Source organism: Streptomyces blastmyceticus, assembly GCF_039521185.1.
In the GTDB taxonomy this organism is placed as follows: Bacteria; Actinomycetota; Actinomycetes; order Streptomycetales; family Streptomycetaceae; genus Streptomyces; species Streptomyces blastmyceticus.
Genome location: NZ_BAAABW010000042.1, coordinates 18,691 through 37,170, shown reverse-complemented (window position 1 = coordinate 37,170; position 18,480 = coordinate 18,691). Strand labels below are relative to the sequence as shown.

Genomic DNA, 18,480 nt, shown 5'->3' with positions numbered 1-18,480 from the left:
GATGCTGATCCGGCGCCAGGGATCTGCGAGAACGGGCTGAATTTTTACGCGGACCTCCTCGGGGCGGCCTCCTCGACCGAGAGGTGCCCCGCATGCCTCCTCGATCTGGGGGTCGTGCAGTACGCCGACGACGGACGCCCGGTCGCGATCCCCCCGGGTCTGGCCGCGAACGCGCTGATGCGTCCGCTCGAAAGAGCCCTGGAGGAGAAGCAGCGCGCGGTCGCCGCGGCTCGCGTCTCCCTCCAGAAAGTGGAAGAGATCTACCGCGCCGGCCACAAGAGCAACGGTGATGCCGCCGTCCGCGTCATCAGTGGGATGGACGTCATCAGCTCCACCCTCTCCTCGGCCGTCCTCTCCTGCCAGGAAGAGCTGCTGACGGCCCAGCCGGGCGGCGGCCGCCCACAGGAGCTCCTGGAGAAGGCCCTCGCCAGCGACCTGGAGGCCCTCGGGCGCGGCGTGCGCCAGCGCACGATCTATCAGCACACCGTCCGCTCCCATGGCCCCACGCTCTCCTACGTGGAACAGGTCTGCGCGGCCGGCGCGGAAGTGAGCACGCTGGACGAGGTGTTCGACAGGCTCATTGTCTGCGACCGCAAGATCGCCTTCGTGCCGGACCCGGGGGAGGAGCGCCGCCAGGTCGCGCTGGCCATCGAGCACCCCGGCCTGATCCGCTACCTCGTCGGCCTCTTCGAGTACTCCTGGGAACGCGCCACCCCCCTCCGGCACAACCCCGCCGAGCACCGCCCGCCCCTGCTCACCGACGAGAACCGCAGGGCGATCCTCCAGCTCATGGTGAACGGCTACACCGACGAGACCATCGCCGGCCGCCTCGGCATGAGCACACGGACCGTCGCGACCCACGTCCGCAAGGCCTCGGAACTCCTCGGCAGCCGCAGCCGGGCGCAACTCGCCTACCTCATCGCGAAGACCGGCATCCTCGACGAGGATCTCCCCGACCCCATGCAGCTGGGATAGGACCGGGGCGGGCTCGGCAACAAATGTGTGGCTGAGGGTCGGCGCCCATTCGACAAAGGGAGCTTTCGGGTCAGAGCGTCAGTGCTGTGTAGGCGGCCTGGACGATTTTCTGGCCGCGCGGGTCGGTGAGGCCGAGGTGGGTCATCTGGTTCATGACGTAGGCGATGGTCATGCGGGCGTCGAGGTCGTTGACGATCAGTGATCCACCCCTTCCGCCCCAGTAGCAGGTATGAGGGTTGGGTGTACTGACGGGTGCGTGGCCGTCGTTGAGGGCGTAGCCCGCGCCGAAGCGCAGGGGGATGCCGAGCACGAGATCGGTGCCGTGGGACAGTTCGTCGAGCACCGCGCGGCAGGTGGCTTCGGAGAGAAGGCGCGTCGACGAGGCGCGCCCTCCGGTGGCGAGTACGGATTGGACGGCGGCGACGGACCGCGCGTTTCCGTAGCCCGCCGCGGCGGGGATCTCGGCGCGGCGCCACTGGGTGCTCCAGGTGTCCTGGGCGGTGACATAGGCGCCGACCGGGATGGTCACCCGTGCGTTGGGTGCGGGTACGGGGCCGGCCGCGGGGATGACTTCGGAGACGCGGTGATCGTGTTCGGCTGCGAGGCCGATGTGGAAGTCGGCGTCCAGTGGACCGGCGATCTGGTCGGCGAAGAACGTGCCGATGGACTGCCGGCAGATGCGGCGGACGACCTCGCCGATCAGGAAGCCGTGGGTGAACCGGTGGTAGCCGGATGCCGTGCCGGGTTCCCAACGGGGCGACTGGCGGGCCAGCAAGGCGGTGGCCTTCTCCCAGTCGCACAGGTCGTCGAGTGTCATGGTCCGGTCCCAGTCGGGGAGGCCGGCGGTGTGGCCGAGCAGGTGCCGGACCTCTATGCGGTCTTTCCCCGCGGTACCGAACTCGGGCCAGTAGCGCGCGACCGGTGTGGACAGGCCGAGTTCGCCGCGGTCGGCGAGGACGAGAGCACACAGCGCGGTCATCGTCTTGGTGATGGACCACACGTTGGTGATGGTGTCGCGCTCCCATGGCCGGGTACGTGCCTGGTCGGCGTGCCCTCCCCACAGGTCGACGACGGGTTCGCCGTCGAGATAAATCGCCACCGAGGCACCGACGTCCGCCCCGCTGCGCAGGAAGTCGGCGAACGCCTCCCGTACGGCGCCGAACCGGTCGCTGCAACTGCCGTGAATTTCCATGTCGGACAGGGTCTCAGGTCTCAGTGCGTGTCGCTGTCGGGCGGTCAGGTCGGATGGCGAGTTCGCGGATCCGCACCCCGAGGCCTGTGATGCTGCGTGGTGGCTGGCGCGCCTCCGCGCCGGGCGACGTGCTGTGGTGAGTGCGGCCTTCAGATGCGGAATTCAGGAGGAAATCCGGTCCAGCGCAGTTCTGCGGGCAAATGCCGCATGTCGTTGTAGAAGAGCATCGCGGAGGGACGGCCGGGTGCGTATCGGATGACGGTCAGGGCCGCGTTGCAGTGGTTGAGGCCCGTCCAGCGCCATCGCGGAGCGTCGTGGGCGGCCCGGATGAGCCAGCCGATGAGCGGAATCACAGCTCTCAGGTGGGCTGCGACGGCAGCCAGCCGTGCTGCACGGCTCGCGCGCCCGCCGCGAACCGGCTGCGGGCGCCGAGACGTTCCATCAGGTCGGTCGCGATGCGTCGCGCCGTGCGCTGGGAGACCCCCAGACGTTTGGCGATGGCCTCGTCCGTGTGGCCCTGTGCCAGCAGGGCGATGGTGGTGGACTCCTGCGGGCTCAGCCCGCGGGAGTCCTTGGGGGCGGCCTCGCCGAGCGGCTGCGCGCCGGACCAGACGGCCTCGAAGAGGGCGCACAGTGCGGTGAGAGTGCCCTGGCCGGTGAGGACGACGGCGCCGGTGGCGGTGTCGTCGCTGCTGACGGGGATGACCGCGGTGGAGCCGTCGGTGATGATCATCCGGGTGGGCAGGTCCGGGGTGGTGCGGATCTGACCGCCCAGGTCCGTGAGCCAGTTGGCGTAGTCGACGGTGGGCTGGTCGTTGCGGACGCTGCTGAGGTAGACGGTGCGCATCCGCACCCCCCGGCCCAGCAACTGCTCGTCCAGCGGGCGTGATGCCTTCATCTGGGCCGCGGGCTGGGCGCCGCCCGGGGCGAACGACATGACCTCGGTGGTCACATCGCGGGTGAGCCCGGCGAGGCGGTCCCGGATCTGTTCGACGCCGATGAGCTGTTCGACGCCGGGGCCGGAGGCGGCCGGTCGCAGATCCGCGTATTCGGCGATCAGCTGGGCGGCGACGGCGCGCGAGGCCTCCAGGCGCTGCTGTTGCGCGGCCAGGTCCGCCTGCTGGCGGGCCATCAGGATCTCCATGCCGATGTCCGGCGAGACCGCCCTCGGCCTGCCCGGCTGCTCGCTCGACGGCCGCACCAGGGCCAGCTCGCTGAGCAGGTCGAGAGCATCGCGCACCTCGTCCTCGGGCTTGCCCACCCTGGCGACGAGCTCGGCGACCCCGCCCGGCGGATCGGCCAGCATCGCGCGGTAGACGGATTCCGCGACTGCGTCGAGTCCCAATGCGGTCAGCAACGCATATCCCCCTCAAGCATGTGCAACTCCACCCCTGGATACGTGTGGATCATGCCATACGGGGCTGATAGCTGTATGTCCGGCATAAGGAAATAGTGACGTGCTGGACCGAAGTGTCCATGGACGGAAGCGTCCACATTCCGCTCCTGGCAGGCGAGTTGCCGGTTTGGGACAGTCGGTGTCATGTATCTCGTCCACGCCCGCCTGCAGGGGCCGCCCGGCGCTTCCCTCCCGCTCGAGACGCGGTCCTTGGTCCGTTCCCAGATCCGCGACGGCGACGGCGTCGAGCATGTCACCGTCCACCCGCATGCTCTGCCCCACCCGGTGGTCGGTCTCTACGTACGTGCCGACAGCCTGGCCGCCGCGGAAACCCGGGTGGCCCGGCTCTGCCGGCTGCTGCTGGGCTGCGCCGGGTTCGACGGCTGGTCGCTGCCGGCCGTCGAGGCTCCGATGGTCGTGCCCTTCTACGAGTCGCTGCTGTCCGATCCGGGAACCGCCGGCCCGGGAACCGCCGATCCGGCGGTGGACGGATGCGTCCAAGGCCATTTTGGTCCAGCCGAAAACCCTTCCACCCCCTCTGACCAGCAGCGAAAGTAGTTCTTGCCAGCAGGGAACACCGCCCGGCGGGCAACGGACCGGACAGCATCACCGCGGGATGTGAACCGGTCGAGGACACCGACCCAACGTCAGAAGAGGGCTTCTCCCATGCTTTGTCTCCGTCTCGCCACGGCCGCCGCGGTCGCCACCATCGCCGCCTCGGCCGCGACCGCCGCCCCGGGGCAGACCATGGGCTGGTCGTAGCCCCCGGCTTCGGCCCCATTGCCCCGGACCGCTCCCAGCCGCTCCCGCAGGGCAGCTGCAGCAGCCCGGTGTCCCGGCCGGTCCCGGCCGCACATGCTTCGCAACACCCGCAGTACCGAGCCGCACCGGGTACGCCCGGCAGCTGCCTGCCCGTGCCGCCCCCACTGCATCCCGCACCGCCACTATTGAGGTTCCGCCATGCCCGAAACACCCCGCGCCACGTCCCGTACGGCCCGGAAGTCCGCCGCCACGGCCGCCCTGACCCTCGCCGGTCTCGCGCTCTCCCTCGTCTCCGCCGCCCCCGCGACCGCCGCCTCCCTCAGCACGTGGGACAAGGTTGCCCAGTGCGAGTCCAGCGGGAACTGGCAGATCAACACCGGCAACGGCTTCTACGGCGGTGTGCAGATCTACCTGCCGACGTGGAACGCCTACGGCGGCCGTGAGTACGCCACTTACCCGCACCAGGCCACCAAGCAGCAGCAGATCCTGATAGCCGAGAAGATCCTCGCCGGGCAGGGCGCGGGTGCCTGGGGAAGCTGCGGGGCGGGCGCCGGCCTCGGCGGTGACCACGCCGACCCCTACCCCACCACCCCGCCCGCGCCGGTCGGCATGGTCCACCTGACGGCGGCGGACTTCACTGGTGACGGCAGGAAGGATCTGGTCGGCGTCGAATCGGCCACGGGGAAGCTGTGGCTCTACCCGGGCAAGGGTGACGGTACTTTCGGCGACCGTGTCCAGATCGGGTCCGGCTGGAACGCCATGAGCAAGCTCGCCGCCGCCGACTACACCGGCGACGGCAAGGCCGACCTCCTCGCCGTCGAGAACTCCACCGGGAACCTCTTCCTCTACCCGGGCACCGGCAGCGCGGTCGGCATGAACACCCTGGGGGACCGGGCCCAGGTCGGCTCCGGCTGGGGCGGCATGCGGGACCTCACCGCGATCGACGTGAACAAGGACGGCAAGCCGGATCTGGTCGCCGTCGACACCAACGGCGCCCTGTGGGCCTACCCGGGTACCGGATCCCTCGCGGGCAGCAGGACCCTGGGCGGCCGCGTCCAGATCGGTTCCGGCTGGGGCAGCATGGCCGAGCTGGCGAGCCCCGGCGACCTCGACTCGGACGGCAAGGACGACCTCGTAGCCGTCGACCCGGCCGGCGCGCTGTGGAAGTACCCCGGCACCGGCGCCCTCAACGGCAGCAACACTCTCGGGGCCCGCAACCAGATCGGTTCCGGCTGGAACAGCATGCACCAGCTGGTCGGCGCCGACTTCAACAACGACGGCAAGGGTGATCTCGACGCCGTCCAGGCACAGGCCGGTTCCACCGGCGGCCTCTACTTCTACCCCGGCAACGGCGGCGGCGGCCTCGCCGACCGCGCCCGGATCGGCACCGGCTGGTAGCCACGCCACCCAACCCGACTTCGCTGCACCTTCACCGCTCGCGCGGCAGTCCGCCGCGCCCGCTTCCGGACTTTCACGCTTTCAGATTTCAGGAGATCCGCCATGTCCACGCTCACAGCCAAGTTGAAGAAGACCACCGCCGCCACCCTGGTCGCCGCAGCCGCGGTCACCGGCCTGGGTATCACCGGACCGGCCGCCGCCCCGGCCCATGCGGCCGGCACCTCCACTGTCGGGGGCGAGATCACCACCGCGGAGGTCATGTCCCGCGCCCAGTACTGGGTCGACCGCGGCGTTCCGTACAGCCAGTCGGACTACGACCCGGACCCGCAGGGCCGCGATTACCGCCAGGACTGCTCCGGGTTCGTCTCGATGGCCTGGCACCTGAACACCAGCCTCACCACCTGGACGCTGCCGAAGGTCGCCACCCGGCTGTCCAGCCTGGACGAGCTGCAGCCCGGCGACATGCTCGACAACATCGACTCCCACGTCGTGCTCTTCGGCGGCTGGGCCGACGCGGGCCGCACCACGGCGAAGGTCTGGGAAGAGGCCCACCCGGGCACCAACGCCCGCGTCAACTCGTCCTATTACACCCGCAGTTACATCAACAGCCACGGCTTCCGCCCCTACCGCTACACCAAGATCGTGGAGTCCAAGCCGACTCCGAAGGACGTCGGCATGACCAACCTCACCGGCGGCGACTTCGGTGGTGACGGCAAGGCCGACGTGGTCGCGGTCGAGGCGTCCAGCGGCAAGCTGTTCTACTACCCGGGCACCGGCGGCGGCCGGCTCGGCGACCGCGTCCAGGCCGGCACCGGCTGGAACACGATGAGCGGGCTGACCTCCGGCTACTTCACCGGCTCGGGCAAGCTGGACCTCGCGGCCGTCGACAACGACGGAGTGCTGTGGATCTACCCGGGCAACGGCAACGGCACCTTCGGCAACCGCATCAAGGCGGGCACCGGCTGGGACAGCATGCACGACCTGGCGGGCGCCGACCTCAACAAGGACGGCAAGAGCGACCTGGTGGCCGTCGAGTCCTCCACCGGCAAGCTCTACGCCTACCCGGGCAACGGCAACGGCACCTTCGGCAACCGCGTCCAGATCGGCTCCGGCTGGAACGGCATGGACCAGATCGTCAGCCCCGGCGACATGAACAAGGACGGCAACGCCGACATCGTGGCCCGTGAGGTCTCCACCGGCAACCTGTACGTCTACCCGGGCACCGGCTCCTTCAACGGCACCAACACCCTCGGCTCCCGTACCAAGATCGGCTCCGGCTGGGACTCGATGACCAACCTGGTCAGCGGCGACTTCAACGGCGACGGCATTGGCGACGTGGATGCCGTCCAGGCCAAGGTCGGCGAGACCGGCACCTTCTACAGCTACCCGGGCACCGGCGCCATCAACGGCACCAACACCCTGGGCGACCGCGTCCAGATCGGCACCGGCTGGTAATCCCGCCAAGGCCCCCAACCGCCGTTCTCCGAAGGGCCGCCACCGCATCCACACCGCGGTGGCGGCCCCGCCTGCTCCCCGCCACTCTCCGGGAACCGCCCCGGCCGACGAAAGGACCAGTGCCGTCATGGCCCGCCGACACCTCCTCCGCAGGACCCGCACCCGAGGGCGCGGTGCCGCAGTGGCGGGCATGATGACGCTCGCCATCCTGGCCACCGGCGGCCACGCCGTCGCCGGGACCGCTCCCGACGGGACCACCGCCACCTACAACAGCATCACCCGGACAAGCGCCGACGGAATGGGCCTGCAATCGGACAACGGCCGTGAGGCGCGCCGGGTCTCCGCCTTCGAATCCGCCCACCCCGCACTGGGACGGATCAAGACGGCCGATGTCCTCGCCGACACCTCCGGCGCCGGCGCGGGCCGCGGCCTCTGCCACCCCACCAACATCGCGGGTGCCCAGGGCTTCTGCTGGTCCGCCGCGGACGACAACACCGGCTCCTGGATCCCGCAGGGGCTCACCGGCTCCGGCGAATCCCCCCGGTCACAGGCCCTGGTCAACGGCCGCAAGGTGCTCATCACCAGTTGGTACGGCGCGTCCGGGAGCGAGCGGGTCACCTTCGCCGATGTGACGGACCAGGCTCATGTCACCTACCGGCACGTCCAGTTGGCCGCCCTCGACGACGCGGGCGACAATTTCGTCCCGATCACCGGTGGACATGCCCACGCGGTGGTGTGGGCCGGCAGCAAGCTGTACGTGGCGAGCACCGGCAGCCGCATCGACGTCTTCGACATGAACGACATCTGGAAGATGGACGTCACCACCGACACCTCGTTCGGTATGGACGCGAAGGGCAAGGCCCACGGCGCGGGCCACGGCTACGTCCTGCCACGCGTCGGCACCTACACCTCCACGGGCCGGGGCACGGGCTGCGGCTCGTACGCCGGTGTCCCGCAGCGCCCCTGCATCACCGCGGCCTCGCTCGACCTCAGCGGTTCCCAGCCCGCCCTGGTCACCGCCGAGGGCGACCCGGGCAAGGTCGAGGGGCAGTTCGGCAAGGCCACTGCCCCCGTCGTCCGCTGGCCCATCGACCCGGTCACCGGCGTCCTCAAGGCCGACTCCGCCGGGCGCGTGCGGGCCCATGAGGCCTTCGCGTCCCCGATGGGCGGTACGCAGGGCATCGCCATGAACAACGGCCGGTTCGTCATCTCGGGCCCCTGCCCGGAGTTCGTGCCCGCCGAGCACCAGCCGGACCAGGAGCACATCCGGAATTTCCCGGGCTGCCTTTATCACGCCCGGCCGGGCGAGCCCGTACGTCTGGTGACCCGGACCCCCGTCAACCCGGAGAACCTCTCCTACTGGCCCGGCACCGATCAGCTCTGGACGGTCAACGAGTCCACCGGCGAACGCGTCGTCGTCAACACACCCTGGCCCAAGAACCCCGCCCCCGCCGGCATGGTCCACCTGACGGCGGCGGACTTCACCGGTGACGGCAGGAAGGATCTGGTCGGTGTCGAATCGGCCACGGGGAAGCTGTGGCTCTACCCGGGCAAGGGTGACGGTACTTTCGGTGACCGTGTCCAGATCGGGTCCGGCTGGAACGCCATGAGCAAGCTCGCCGCCGCCGACTACACCGGCGACGGCAAGGCCGACCTCCTCGCCGTGGACTCGGCCACCGGCGACCTGTACGTGTATGCGGGCACCGGCACCGCGAACGGCATGAACACCCTCGGTGCCCGGACCCGGATCGGCACCGGCTGGAGCAGCATGCGCGAGCTGACGGCCATCGACGTCAACAGCGACGGCAGGGCCGACCTCCTGGCCATCGACACCGACGGTGCGCTCTGGGCGTACCCCGGCAGCGGGTCCCTCGCAGGCGACAACACCCTCGGCAACCGCGTCCGGATCGGTACCGGCTGGGACACCATGACCGAACTCACCAGCCCCGGTGACCTGAACGCCGACGGCAAGGCCGACCTCGTCGCGGTGGACCGCTCCGGTGCCCTCTGGGCGTATCCGGGCACCGGCTCCCTCAAGGCGAGCGACACCCTCGGCAACCGCGTCCGGATCGGCACCGGCTGGGACACCATGCGCCAGCTGGTCGGCGCCGACTTCGACAACGACGGCAAGGGCGACCTCGAAGCCGTCCAGGCCCCCGCCGGCTCCACCGGAACCCTGTACTTCTACCCGGGCACAGGTAACACGACCCTGGGCAGCCGCACCCAGACGGGCACGGGATGGTAGCCGCTGCCTCGGCCATGGGCCCTGGATCCTGCGCCCCGAGGCGAGTTGGTGTGTGCATTTTCGATGCCCTGGAAGGTGGTTTGATGCATATGTTGCATCGCTGTTGAGTAGGGTGGGGGCATGGGTCTGGGTTTGGAGGAGTCGTTGCGGTTGACGGTAGCTGCGTTGATGCAGGCGACGGGCGACTCGCAGCGGGCGGTCGCTTCGGTGCTCGGGCTGACGCAGACGCAGGTCTCGCGGCGGCAGTCCGGGGCGACGTCGTGGAGTCTGCGTGACGTCGATGTCCTGGCCGAGTACTACGGTGTGGCGGGGCTGGATCTGCTGGCGGGTCCGACCCGGGCGTGCGAGGCGCTGCCCTCGGCGCGGCGCCGCGGTGCCAACGCTGAGAAGGGAGTGGCCCGGTGAGTGACTTCGACGCGATCGATTCGCTGCTCGCGGCCGTCGGGCCGGAAGCCGAGCTCCCGGCGCCTCAGAAGCGGAGGGAGCTGCGGGAGCAGGCCCGGTTGTCGAAGGCACAGGTGGCGAGGGCGCTCGGGGTGAGCCCGAGCACGGTCGCCGGGTGGGAGGGTGGTCGGGATCCCGTCGGCGAGATCCGGACCAAGTACGCGTATCTCCTGGACGGGCTGGCCGCCAAGTTCGCCGCCGACACCGAACCGGAGACAGCCCCCACGGCCGAACCGGCCGCTCCGCCGGCTGACAGCTTCTCGCCGGAGCCCGCTGAGGGCGACGAGGTGGAGACCCTCGCCGTGCCGGAGCCCTGCGTGCTGTGCGGTCACCCGGCCGGAACCCAGGTGGCAGGTTTTGGCCAGCACCTGGACCTGGCCGACTGCCGGACCACAACCACTGTCGCCGCGCCACCCGCGGAGCCCGCCGCGCGGCCCGCGAACGCTCAGGCCCCCAGGCCCTCGTCACGGACGGCGCGCCCGTCCGAGCGCCCCGTGGGTCCGGCCCGGCGCGCGTTCCAGGAACCGTCCGGGCCCGGGGATCTGATCGGCCAGGCGGTCAAGGCCGTGCTCGCCGAGCACCAGGGTGACGTCGAAGCGGCGACGGCCGCGTTGCTGAAGCGGGCGATCCCGGATGCGATGCGGTTGCTGGACGAGACCCGTAAGGGCGCCCGCTATGACGTGATCGCCCACCCGTGGATCCCCGACATCCTCAAGAAGCAGACCTCCCGTGGCGCGGATCAGATCTGGGAGGCCCGCCCCAAGTGGACCCGCCACGAGCTCCCGCCCGGCTGCCACGAGGTGACCGCGCTGGACGTCAACGGCGCCTACCTCTCCGCCCTCAAGACCCACCTCCCGCTCGGCCAGCTGGAACATTCCACCGGCTTCGCCCACGACCGACGCCGCGCTGGAGTCCACCTGATCACCCCGCCCGTGTGGGAGCACGAGGCGGTACTGCCCAACCCGATCGGGAACCGGGACGAACCGGGCCCCCTGTGGGTGACCGAGCCGACCCTCCGCCTCCTGCTGCGCGTGTCCGGTCCGAAGTACGGGCTGTGTGCGCCGCCGGAGATCCATGAGTCGTACACCTCCGGGGCGACGGAGAACCTGCTGGAGAAGTTCCGCATCGCTCTCAAGGACGCCCGCGACACCGCGATCGCCGCCGGTGACGAGGTGACGCTGGAGTACGTGAAGGCGATGTACTCCAAGTTCGTCTCGACGATGGGGGAGTCGAACTACAACCGGGAGCTCTACCGTCCGGACTGGATGCACATCATCCGCTCGCAGGCGTTCGCGAACCTGTGGCTGAAGGCCCTCAAGGCCCATGACGAGGGGCTGGCCGTCGTCCGCGCGATGGGCACCGACGAACTCCACGTGATCGGAGACTGGCGGCGTGTCTTCCCCGAAGGCCGGGGCGTTACCGAAGTCAAGGTCAAGGACACGTACACCACCGAGCACACGGAGACGGAAGGGGAGGATTAGTGCCGGAGAGGAACATCGACTTCGGGAAGTTCGGCGCCCGCGGCATCAAGGGCAGCGACGCCGTCGCCCGCAAGCTCGACGAACTCGCGGGCGGCATCGCGACCCCCGTGACCGCCAGGCGCGGCCTGATGGCGCGCCTGCACTACCTGACGAGATCGGCCCACGCACGCAAGGCCGCACAGGACGCGGGGCTGACGGTCACCGACCGCACCTTGAAGGCATGGCTGGAGGGCAAACGGTCGCCGTCGAAGGCCAATCTGGAGCGCATCGACGCGGCGTACCGGGCGGTGCGCCGTCACAACGTCGCCCGCCATCTCCTCAAGCGCCTGAACCGCGACGGACGCGGGACGCGGGTGGAGATCCACCCTCTCAACCAGTCACAGGTGCCGCGCCCGCTCCAGCGCGTGGTGGAGTACCGGACGATGAACGTACGCCGCTGGGACAAGATCGTGGACTCCTGGGCAGCCGGCGACCACCAGGGCCTGGACGAGGCGTGGACCACCGATGTGCTCCCGGACCTGGGCTCGCAGTGGGGCCAGTACGAGTACGTCACCAACGTCGGATTCGCGGCCTAGAAAACCAGCCGAGGCAGGAAGTGGTATCTGGCACCTGCTGTGATGGCGTACGGTGGGGACTACCGACGCGGGGTGGAGCAGCTCGGTAGCTCGCTGGGCTCATAACCCAGAGGTCGCAGGTTCAAATCCTGTCCCCGCTACTGCCAGGAGGGCCCGGATCCAGACGGATCCGGGCCCTCCCGCATTCCGGCCGTCCCTGCCGGGAACTCCGAGCCTTCCGCTACCCTTCAACGCCCGGCGGATCGGGGTCAGTTGTCGACCCGCCACGTCAGCCCGCCCTGCATACCTCCGGCGCGCTCTCCTTCAGACCGAGCAGCCGGTAGTAGTTCTCCCCGAGGGCAATGTCACGGAAGGCGCGGTCGTCCAATGCCTTGTTGATCCGGCTGGTGACCTCGAGTTCCTGCTCGTAGACGTGGTAGTCCTTGTCGCGCGAGGCCACGAAGTCGGTCCCGGGAATGACCCTGGTCGGATACCGGTCGAGGAACGCGGCGTACTTCTGCCTGACTCCCGGCTTGCTGAAGTAGCTGTCCTCCAGCACCCGCCAGCTGAGGTCCAGTGTGAGACCGGGATGCTCGTCCAGGAGCCTTTTCATGATCCCGATGTGCCGGTCGGGGTCCATGGTGGTGAGCTCCTTGGACAGGCCCATGTGCGCCCACACGATTTTGTTCCGCGGATACAGCCGAAGGGTCTCCTCCATCAGATGGAGATACTTCGTCTGCTCCGCGTCGCTCCCGAGATCCGAGTGGATGGTGATCGGAATCCCGCGGTCCCGCAGCACCTTCATGAACGGCGCCCAGTTCTTGATGTTCTCGCTCGTCGCAGGCGTGTGGTGGTTGGGGAACAGCGCCTGCTTGACGAGGTTCACCTCCCCCGCCCACCGGAACACCCCCGGGAACTCCTTGTCGTAGAGGGCGATTCCGGGCGGGATGGTCTCCGGGTGGTTCAGGTCCATAAAGGTCATGGAGACCGCGAGTTCGGGGTCCTTGGGCTTCGTCCCCACATAATTCTCGGCGTTGGCGAAGTCGTTCTTCATGCTCGGTACCACGGGAGTGCCGGGACAGTTCAGGTAGTACGTGCAGTTGGAGTTCACCGGCAGCATCTGCCCGATGCCGTACATGCTCGCGTGCCGGACACCGCTCTTGTGCAGATACCCGGTGAGTTCCTCGAACGGAATCGCCTGCCCGCCGAACGGGCGGAAGTGCAGATGGCTGTCGACCTGCGAGGTGTAGGGCTCTCTCGCCCGGTCGAAGCACCCCGTCCCCGCCACCGCCGAACCCGCTCCCGCCGGGGAGGCGACGACGGCCACCGCCGTCAGTGCCGCACCGGCCACGCCGAGGCGCCTGCTGATTCCTGACATACCGATGATGACCTCCGGTTGGCACTGTCGTCCGTCGCGACCCGGGAACCGCAGCGGCCACTCGGATACGGCCACACGGGCCTTAGCAGCGTGCCCACGTAACGGGCCCCGCATCCTTGCCACAGACGCCCAGCAGAGGAGTGAAGTTGTTCGACCGGTCACCCGGATCCCCCGGCATGGCCCAAACCCCGCCGGGGCCGGGCAGCCTGTGCCCCCTACTTCGGTGCCTGGAAGCCGCCGATCTTCTGCTCGAGCAGTTCGGCCAGCCGCAGCGGGGTGCGGTCCTCGTACATCGGACCGATGAGCTGCACTCCCACCGGCAGACCCCCGGGGGACCGGCCCGCCGGTATGGCGGTGGCGGGCAGGCCGGGCATGGTGGCCAGACCGGCCCAGACGAGCTGGTCGAAGTACGGGTACTCGACGCCGTCGATGTCGAGCCGGCGTTCCCCCGGATCGGGATTGTGGTCGTGCGGGAACGCGGGAGTGGGCGTGATCGGACACACCACGGCGTCGAACTCGGCGAAGAGCTGCCGCCAGCTGTGGCGGTGGAGCTCGCGACGGTTGTTCGCCTCGATCCAGTCGCGGTGGCTGAACACCAGGCCGCGCAGCCGCACCGCATCGAGACTCCGGTCGTCTGCGCTCAGTCCGGCGGCGCGGGTCCGCAGCTGCTCGTACATCTCGACGGGAAAACGCGCACCGGAGCCGAGCAACTGTGTGTAGAGCACCGCGGCTTCGGTCAGATCGGGCAGCAGCGGAGTGTGCCGTTCGACGCGGGCGCCGCCGTCGACAAGCGCGTCGGCCACCCGGTTCACGCCCGCCCGCACAGCGGACCCGGTCGGAATGAGTGGATGCTCGTCGAGGATCAGGACCCGGAAGTCGCCGAGCCGCTCGTGGCGCGCGGGCGGCAGCGTCAAGTCGTGCGCCTTGCCGAGCGTCAGCGGGTCCGGTCCGGCCATGACGTCGAGCAGGAGCGTGAGGTCGCGGGCAGTGCGCGCCATCGGACCGACCACGGCGAGGTCGAGGTCGGCCGGCAGTGCCGGCGCGAGCGGCGGGACCATACCGCGGGTTGCCGCCAGCCCGAGTGTCGGCTTGTGTGCGTAGATGCCGCAGAAATGCGCGGGGGTGCGCAGCGAACCGGCGAGGTCGGAGCCGATGGACAGCGCGCCGAATCCGGACGCCAGGGCCGCCGCCGACCCGCCGGAGGATCCGCCCGACGTTCGGCCGTGATCCCACGGGTTGTTGGTGGTGCCGTAGATCTCGTTGAAGCTCTGGATATCCTGCAGCCCCGAGGGCACATTGGTCTTACCGAGCACCACCGCGCCCGCGGCCTTGAGCCGCGACACCTGTAGCGCGTCCTCGGCCGGCATGTAGTCCCGGTGCGGCGGCATGCCCCAAGTCGTCGGCAACCCGGCGATGTTGTAGGACTCCTTGACCGTCACCGGAATACCGAGCAGCGGCCGGTCCTCACCGCGGGCGCGCGCCTGGTCGGCACCGTGCGCAGCGGCCCGCGCACGGTCGAAGTCCGGCACACAGATCGCGTTGATCGCTGTGTCGTCCCGCTCGATACGGGCGATCGCCTCGTCGGTCAGTTCCGCCGAGGTCACTTCTCCGGCACGCAAGGCAGCCGCGAGTTCCTCGGCCGTCTGAAATTTCCACTCCATGAATCGGGACCGTACCGGCCTCTCGAACAGGTCATGAAATGCCGCTTCGCGCAACGGGATGGAAGGCCCAATATCCATCTCGATGAGGGTGCACAGTCGGCTCATCACGCTGCCGTGTCGAGGCTCTCGTGCTCCTTGAGATGGTGGACCGGGTTCATCCGGTCGCCCATCGCCGCTTCTCCGCGGTCATGCCCTCTGCCTGCTCCGGGATGTGGCCGGCCTCGCTTCCGCCTCGGCGAGGACGCGGTCCGGCTCCGGGGCCGGTGCGGAGAACAGCGTGCTCCTCACCCGTGTGCCGTCCCGCCCGGCCCTGGTGAGGAGTGCTCTGAGACGCGGGTCGAGGGCGGACGCCGACAGCAGTGCCCCGAGCGTGGGGCGCGTGGCCGCGGTGCCGGGGCCGAACGGGTCCGTGGTCAGGGCGGCGCGGTGAGGGTGGGGACCCAAGGGCGTCTCGGTGATGCGGTCCTCCAAGCAGGCGGATTTCTGGACCTGTTCCACACCCTGCCGGCTGTAGCGGCCGTTGCTCTGGGTCCAGTCGTGGTTGCCCCGTACGACCGCCCGGTTCCCGTCGACGAACCGCTCCACCGCCCCGCGCTCCCGGGAGGACAGGCCCAGCACACCGCACAGCCGCAGGGCCTCCGCACTCAGGACCTGGAAGTGCGCCAGGCGCGTGCGGATCATGTCCCGCACGGTGTCGACGGCCTCCTGCCGGGAGATGCGGCGCTGCAGGCACAGCAACAGGACGGCGTTGTTCACTTCCCGGTTGGCTTCGTCCTTCTCCAGCGAGGTCACGTCGTTGGCGAGGGTGACGACCTCGGCGGTGATATCGCGCATCTGGAGGAAGCATGAGCTCTCGTGCATCTCGGGTGGTGCCTCGACGCGGGCCAGGCACTCGACCATGTCCAGCACCCCGCGCGAGCCGATCGCGATCTGCCGCTGCCTGATGTACGTATCGATGTCCAGGACGGTGCGGGAGGCCCGGGTCACGGCCTCGGTCACATAACTGAGGAAGAACTGCTCCCAGTTCAGCGCCGCGCGGCGGCACCAGGAGTCCGACATGCCCTTCCGGCTGCGGCTCCACACCTCCACGAACATCTCCCCCAACGGGAAGGCGGGACGCTGCGGTCTACCCGTCCCGTCCCGCCTGACCAGAGAGACCATCCGGTGCGCCAGCCGGTAGGCGTGGTCGGGTTCTTCGCCCAGGCAGGTGTCGAAGAGGTCGTCGAAGACGAAATAGAAGGTCTGCTGCAACAGACCCAGATCGAGATCCTCCCCAACGGCTTCGGGGTGGAAGCGGCCCGCCAGCTGAGCCACGTCCCAGCTGAGGTAACGTGCCACGTTCTCCTCACGCGTGAGCAGCCCCTCCCGGACCAGACGGTCGATGTTGCGCTGCCGCGCCCCGGCCACGTCGGGGCTGATCCTCGGCGGGAAGGGAATGTCCAGGTCCAGATCTTGCGGCAACAGGTCCTCCGGGAAGGCGCGTCGAGCGTAGGCGAGGGGGTGCGGTCAGAGCGTGCGGCACGCGGGCGCTGGTCCGGCGGTGCATGCGACTCCGCGGAGCAGAGTCAGCTGTAGGAACGGGCGATCTCGGCTGGGGGCTGACAGGGATCTTGTTGCAGGGCAGCATCGGCACTCCCCGCCAGGACGGCACCGTGCGGCCCTGCAGCCCGACACCGTCCGGGTACAGGCCCCGGCTGCTGCACTCGCGGCCGAATGCGGCGATCGCACGCGGACGGGCCAGCAGGAAGTCGGTACGGCGACGACGGCTCCAGCAGGGCAAGGTCCTCCAGGTCCCGCAGGACGGCCAGTTCGCGCAGCTTCACCGGCACGACCCGCACCTGCGAGCCGGTCTGGGTGAAGCCGACCCGGCCGTCACCGGCGGTGCAGACCGCGCGGCGGTTGACCCGGTAGGTGCCGCCCGCCACATCGACCCAGGGCAGCATGCACAGCAGCCATCGTGAGGTGATGGCCTGCATCTGCGGTGCGGACTTGGTGGTCGTCGCGAGGTTCCGGGCGGCTGCCGTGGACAGACTCTGCGTCACGTCCTGGTTCCCCGCGCCCTCCCTCGTCGCGGAGTCGGCTGGCACCGTCATGGCTCTTCCTTCGCATCACTGGCATCGTCACGGCAGCACGAACACCCGGCCCGGCCACCCGGGTCCGGTGTGTCCGACTACAGTCCAGTGGCTCTCCCGCTGTGCGCGGCAGATGCCACCCGGCCAGTTGCGTGTCGAACCTGTAATCGCACAAGATGCGGCCGGGCCACGGATGGGCCGCTCACTCGGCTGGAACGAACGAGGACGCCGCACGCCGGGCACGCCAAGCTCTCAAGTAAGTGGCGGCGAACCTGGCCGACCTGGGGATGCTGACGTCCGGCACACGGCGCACGACGGTGCGGGCTGTTCGACCGGGGTCACACCGGAATCGGCATGAGGACGCAGCGCACCGGCTCCGCGTGCGCGGGGTCGAGGGAGTTCAGTACCAGTTGGCTCACGTTGGGGTCGTACGGGCTGCCCAGATGACCGGTGGGATCCAGCGGGCACACGTCCTGCAGCAGGATGTTGTGCACGGTGGCACCGGGCCCGGCGGTGAGGAACTGGTTGGTGTACGGGGTCACGACGATGTCGGTTCTGGTGACGATATTGGTGTACGTGACGCCGGGTTCGGTGTCCCCGTTGGCGTACAGCTGCTGGAGCACCGGGGAGCCGATCGTCTGGTCCATGGCCGCGGGACTGTCGAGGCCGAGCGGCTTGCCGGCACGCCCCGCAACGTCCAGTACCGCGTCGAGGAGGTGGATCAGGCCGCTTGCGGTGGTGCCGTGACTGCTGGGGTTGATGCCCACCAGCTGGTGTACCTTCGCGGCGCCGCCGTCGAAGCGCAGGTACCACTGGGGCATCAGCCCGCCGCCCTGGGAGTGGCCCACGAGGTCGACCTTCGCCGCCCCCGTGGCGGCCAGCACCTTGTCGACATAGGCGGCCAGCTCTCCGGCCGAGACGGGGACCGGGCCGACCGCCTTCATCAGGGCATGGGGTTTGGTCTCACCGTAGTTGAGAGCGAAGACGCAGTAGCCGGCGTCCCGCAGTACCGGGGCGAGCCCGCTCCAGTTGTCGAAGGCGTTCTCGAAGGTGCCGTGGACCAGTACCACTGGGTAGGGGTGGGCGGCCGTCGGCTCGCAGGTGAAGTCGTTGGCGCCGGCGGGGGAGCGGTCGGGGTCGGGCACGGAGGCGATCAGAGCCGCGCCGAAGCCGACCGCCCCCAGGCCGCCGGACGCGTTGGCGGACGGCGCGACCGGTGCAGCGGCGGCGGCGTACACCGGTGTAGGGGTTGTAGCGGACGTGGTCGGGACGGCGGTGGCCATGCAGACTGCTGCAGCCAGGGCAACGCCTGAGGTCTTCAGGAACAGGGCGGCGGCAGTGGTACGCCGCAGTCTGCGGAAGGTGGTCACGCCCTGGCCAACGGGGGCCGGAGTTCCGGGGTGCGCGAAACCACCCGGTAGGGTTGCGCAGCTGCGATGGACCCTGCTGCAGGTTGACCTCGATGCC

The 18,480-nt window shown here is 69.4% G+C and carries 15 protein-coding genes, 1 tRNA gene and 2 pseudogenes; 9 read left to right on the top strand and 9 right to left on the bottom strand.

All coding sequences use genetic code 11. The features are described 5' to 3' along the window. The first annotated feature begins 114 nt into the window (after positions 1-114). The gene (locus ABD269_RS33750; protein ID WP_344124232.1) at positions 115-975 is read left to right on the top strand and encodes a LuxR C-terminal-related transcriptional regulator; all 861 of its coding nucleotides are present in this window, start codon (positions 115-117) and stop codon (positions 973-975) included. Positions 976-1,045: 70 nt separating this feature from the next. Here the strand turns inward: ABD269_RS33750 and ABD269_RS33745 are convergent, their stop codons facing one another. From ABD269_RS33745 to ABD269_RS33735, 3 genes and pseudogenes are all read right to left on the bottom strand, one after another. Further along, a complete protein-coding gene (locus ABD269_RS33745) occupies positions 1,046-2,167 on the bottom strand; it encodes a serine hydrolase domain-containing protein (RefSeq protein ID WP_344124230.1) in 1,122 nt (373 codons plus the stop codon). 149 nt (positions 2,168-2,316) lie between these two features. Then, positions 2,317-2,511: pseudogene (locus ABD269_RS33740) on the bottom strand (histidine phosphatase family protein); the annotation flags it as partial. A 14-nt stretch (positions 2,512-2,525) separates the two neighbouring features. Beyond that, on the bottom strand, positions 2,526-3,524 hold the full coding sequence (locus ABD269_RS33735; protein WP_344124228.1) for a LuxR C-terminal-related transcriptional regulator: 999 nt from the start codon (positions 3,522-3,524) through the stop codon (positions 2,526-2,528). 183 nt (positions 3,525-3,707) lie between these two features. On the opposite strand from ABD269_RS33735, the gene ABD269_RS33730 reads away from it, so the two are divergent. From ABD269_RS33730 to ABD269_RS33695, 8 genes are all read left to right on the top strand, one after another. Beyond that, positions 3,708-4,121: a hypothetical protein gene (locus tag ABD269_RS33730; RefSeq protein WP_344124226.1), complete on the top strand. Its 414-nt coding sequence runs from the start codon at positions 3,708-3,710 to the stop codon at positions 4,119-4,121. A 402-nt stretch (positions 4,122-4,523) separates the two neighbouring features. Further along, positions 4,524-5,723 (top strand): FG-GAP-like repeat-containing protein, encoded by a 1,200-nt coding sequence (locus ABD269_RS33725; protein WP_344124223.1) that lies wholly within the window; start codon positions 4,524-4,526, stop codon positions 5,721-5,723. Between the two features lie 102 nt (positions 5,724-5,825). Then, a complete protein-coding gene (locus tag ABD269_RS33720; RefSeq protein WP_344124221.1) occupies positions 5,826-7,178 on the top strand; it encodes an FG-GAP repeat domain-containing protein in 1,353 nt (450 codons plus the stop codon). A 127-nt stretch (positions 7,179-7,305) separates the two neighbouring features. Next, complete coding sequence (locus tag ABD269_RS33715; protein ID WP_344124219.1) at positions 7,306-9,423, top strand: FG-GAP repeat domain-containing protein; 2,118 nt, start codon at positions 7,306-7,308, stop codon at positions 9,421-9,423. A 120-nt stretch (positions 9,424-9,543) separates the two neighbouring features. After that, a complete protein-coding gene (locus ABD269_RS33710; protein ID WP_344124217.1) occupies positions 9,544-9,828 on the top strand; it encodes a helix-turn-helix domain-containing protein in 285 nt (94 codons plus the stop codon). Beyond that, on the top strand, positions 9,825-11,348 hold the full coding sequence (locus ABD269_RS33705; protein WP_344124216.1) for a helix-turn-helix domain-containing protein: 1,524 nt from the start codon (positions 9,825-9,827) through the stop codon (positions 11,346-11,348). The genes ABD269_RS33710 and ABD269_RS33705 overlap by 4 nt, the downstream gene beginning before the upstream one ends. Next, the gene (locus ABD269_RS33700) at positions 11,348-11,923 is read left to right on the top strand and encodes a transcriptional regulator (RefSeq protein WP_344124214.1); all 576 of its coding nucleotides are present in this window, start codon (positions 11,348-11,350) and stop codon (positions 11,921-11,923) included. Before ABD269_RS33705 ends, ABD269_RS33700 begins: the two co-directional genes overlap by 1 nt. 66 nt (positions 11,924-11,989) lie before the next feature. After that, positions 11,990-12,063 (top strand) — tRNA-Met (locus tag ABD269_RS33695). Between the two features lie 128 nt (positions 12,064-12,191). On the opposite strand, the gene ABD269_RS33690 is transcribed toward ABD269_RS33695, so the two are convergent. The 6 genes and pseudogenes from ABD269_RS33690 to ABD269_RS33670 form a co-directional block, all read right to left on the bottom strand. Then, the gene (locus ABD269_RS33690) at positions 12,192-13,280 is read right to left on the bottom strand and encodes an amidohydrolase family protein (protein WP_344124212.1); all 1,089 of its coding nucleotides are present in this window, start codon (positions 13,278-13,280) and stop codon (positions 12,192-12,194) included. 215 nt (positions 13,281-13,495) lie between these two features. After that, a complete protein-coding gene (locus ABD269_RS33685) occupies positions 13,496-14,941 on the bottom strand; it encodes an amidase (RefSeq protein WP_344124443.1) in 1,446 nt (481 codons plus the stop codon). Positions 14,942-15,127: 186 nt separating this feature from the next. Beyond that, positions 15,128-16,402 (bottom strand): terpene synthase family protein, encoded by a 1,275-nt coding sequence (locus ABD269_RS33680; RefSeq protein WP_344124210.1) that lies wholly within the window; start codon positions 16,400-16,402, stop codon positions 15,128-15,130. Then, entirely contained in the window at positions 16,287-16,721 is a 435-nt protein-coding gene (locus ABD269_RS35490) for a hypothetical protein (RefSeq protein ID WP_425573042.1), read from the bottom strand. Before ABD269_RS35490 ends, ABD269_RS33680 begins: the two co-directional genes overlap by 116 nt. After that, positions 16,711-17,034, bottom strand: a pseudogene (locus tag ABD269_RS33675) (Crp/Fnr family transcriptional regulator); the annotation flags it as partial. The gene ABD269_RS35490 and the pseudogene ABD269_RS33675, both read right to left, overlap by 11 nt. A gap of 317 nt (positions 17,035-17,351) precedes the next feature. After that, positions 17,352-18,296, bottom strand: coding sequence for an esterase/lipase family protein (locus ABD269_RS33670; RefSeq protein WP_344124207.1), 945 nt, complete (start codon positions 18,294-18,296; stop codon positions 17,352-17,354). Positions 18,297-18,480 lie beyond the last annotated feature (184 nt).

What these genes read in the sequence shown, in the direction of transcription:
- ABD269_RS33745 (WP_344124230.1), bottom strand. Translation starts at nt 2,167, where the DNA reads ATGGAAATTCACGGCAGTTGCAGCGACCGGTTCGGCGCCGTACGGGAG.
- ABD269_RS33730 (WP_344124226.1), top strand. Translation starts at nt 3,708, where the DNA reads ATGTATCTCGTCCACGCCCGCCTGCAGGGGCCGCCCGGCGCTTCCCTC.
- ABD269_RS33725 (WP_344124223.1), top strand. Translation starts at nt 4,524, where the DNA reads ATGCCCGAAACACCCCGCGCCACGTCCCGTACGGCCCGGAAGTCCGCC.
- ABD269_RS33720 (WP_344124221.1), top strand. Translation starts at nt 5,826, where the DNA reads ATGTCCACGCTCACAGCCAAGTTGAAGAAGACCACCGCCGCCACCCTG.
- ABD269_RS33715 (WP_344124219.1), top strand. Translation starts at nt 7,306, where the DNA reads ATGGCCCGCCGACACCTCCTCCGCAGGACCCGCACCCGAGGGCGCGGT.
- ABD269_RS33710 (WP_344124217.1), top strand. Translation starts at nt 9,544, where the DNA reads ATGGGTCTGGGTTTGGAGGAGTCGTTGCGGTTGACGGTAGCTGCGTTG.
- ABD269_RS33690 (WP_344124212.1), bottom strand. Translation starts at nt 13,280, where the DNA reads ATGTCAGGAATCAGCAGGCGCCTCGGCGTGGCCGGTGCGGCACTGACG.
- ABD269_RS33685 (WP_344124443.1), bottom strand. Translation starts at nt 14,941, where the DNA reads ATGGAGTGGAAATTTCAGACGGCCGAGGAACTCGCGGCTGCCTTGCGT.
- ABD269_RS33670 (WP_344124207.1), bottom strand. Translation starts at nt 18,296, where the DNA reads ATGGCCACCGCCGTCCCGACCACGTCCGCTACAACCCCTACACCGGTG.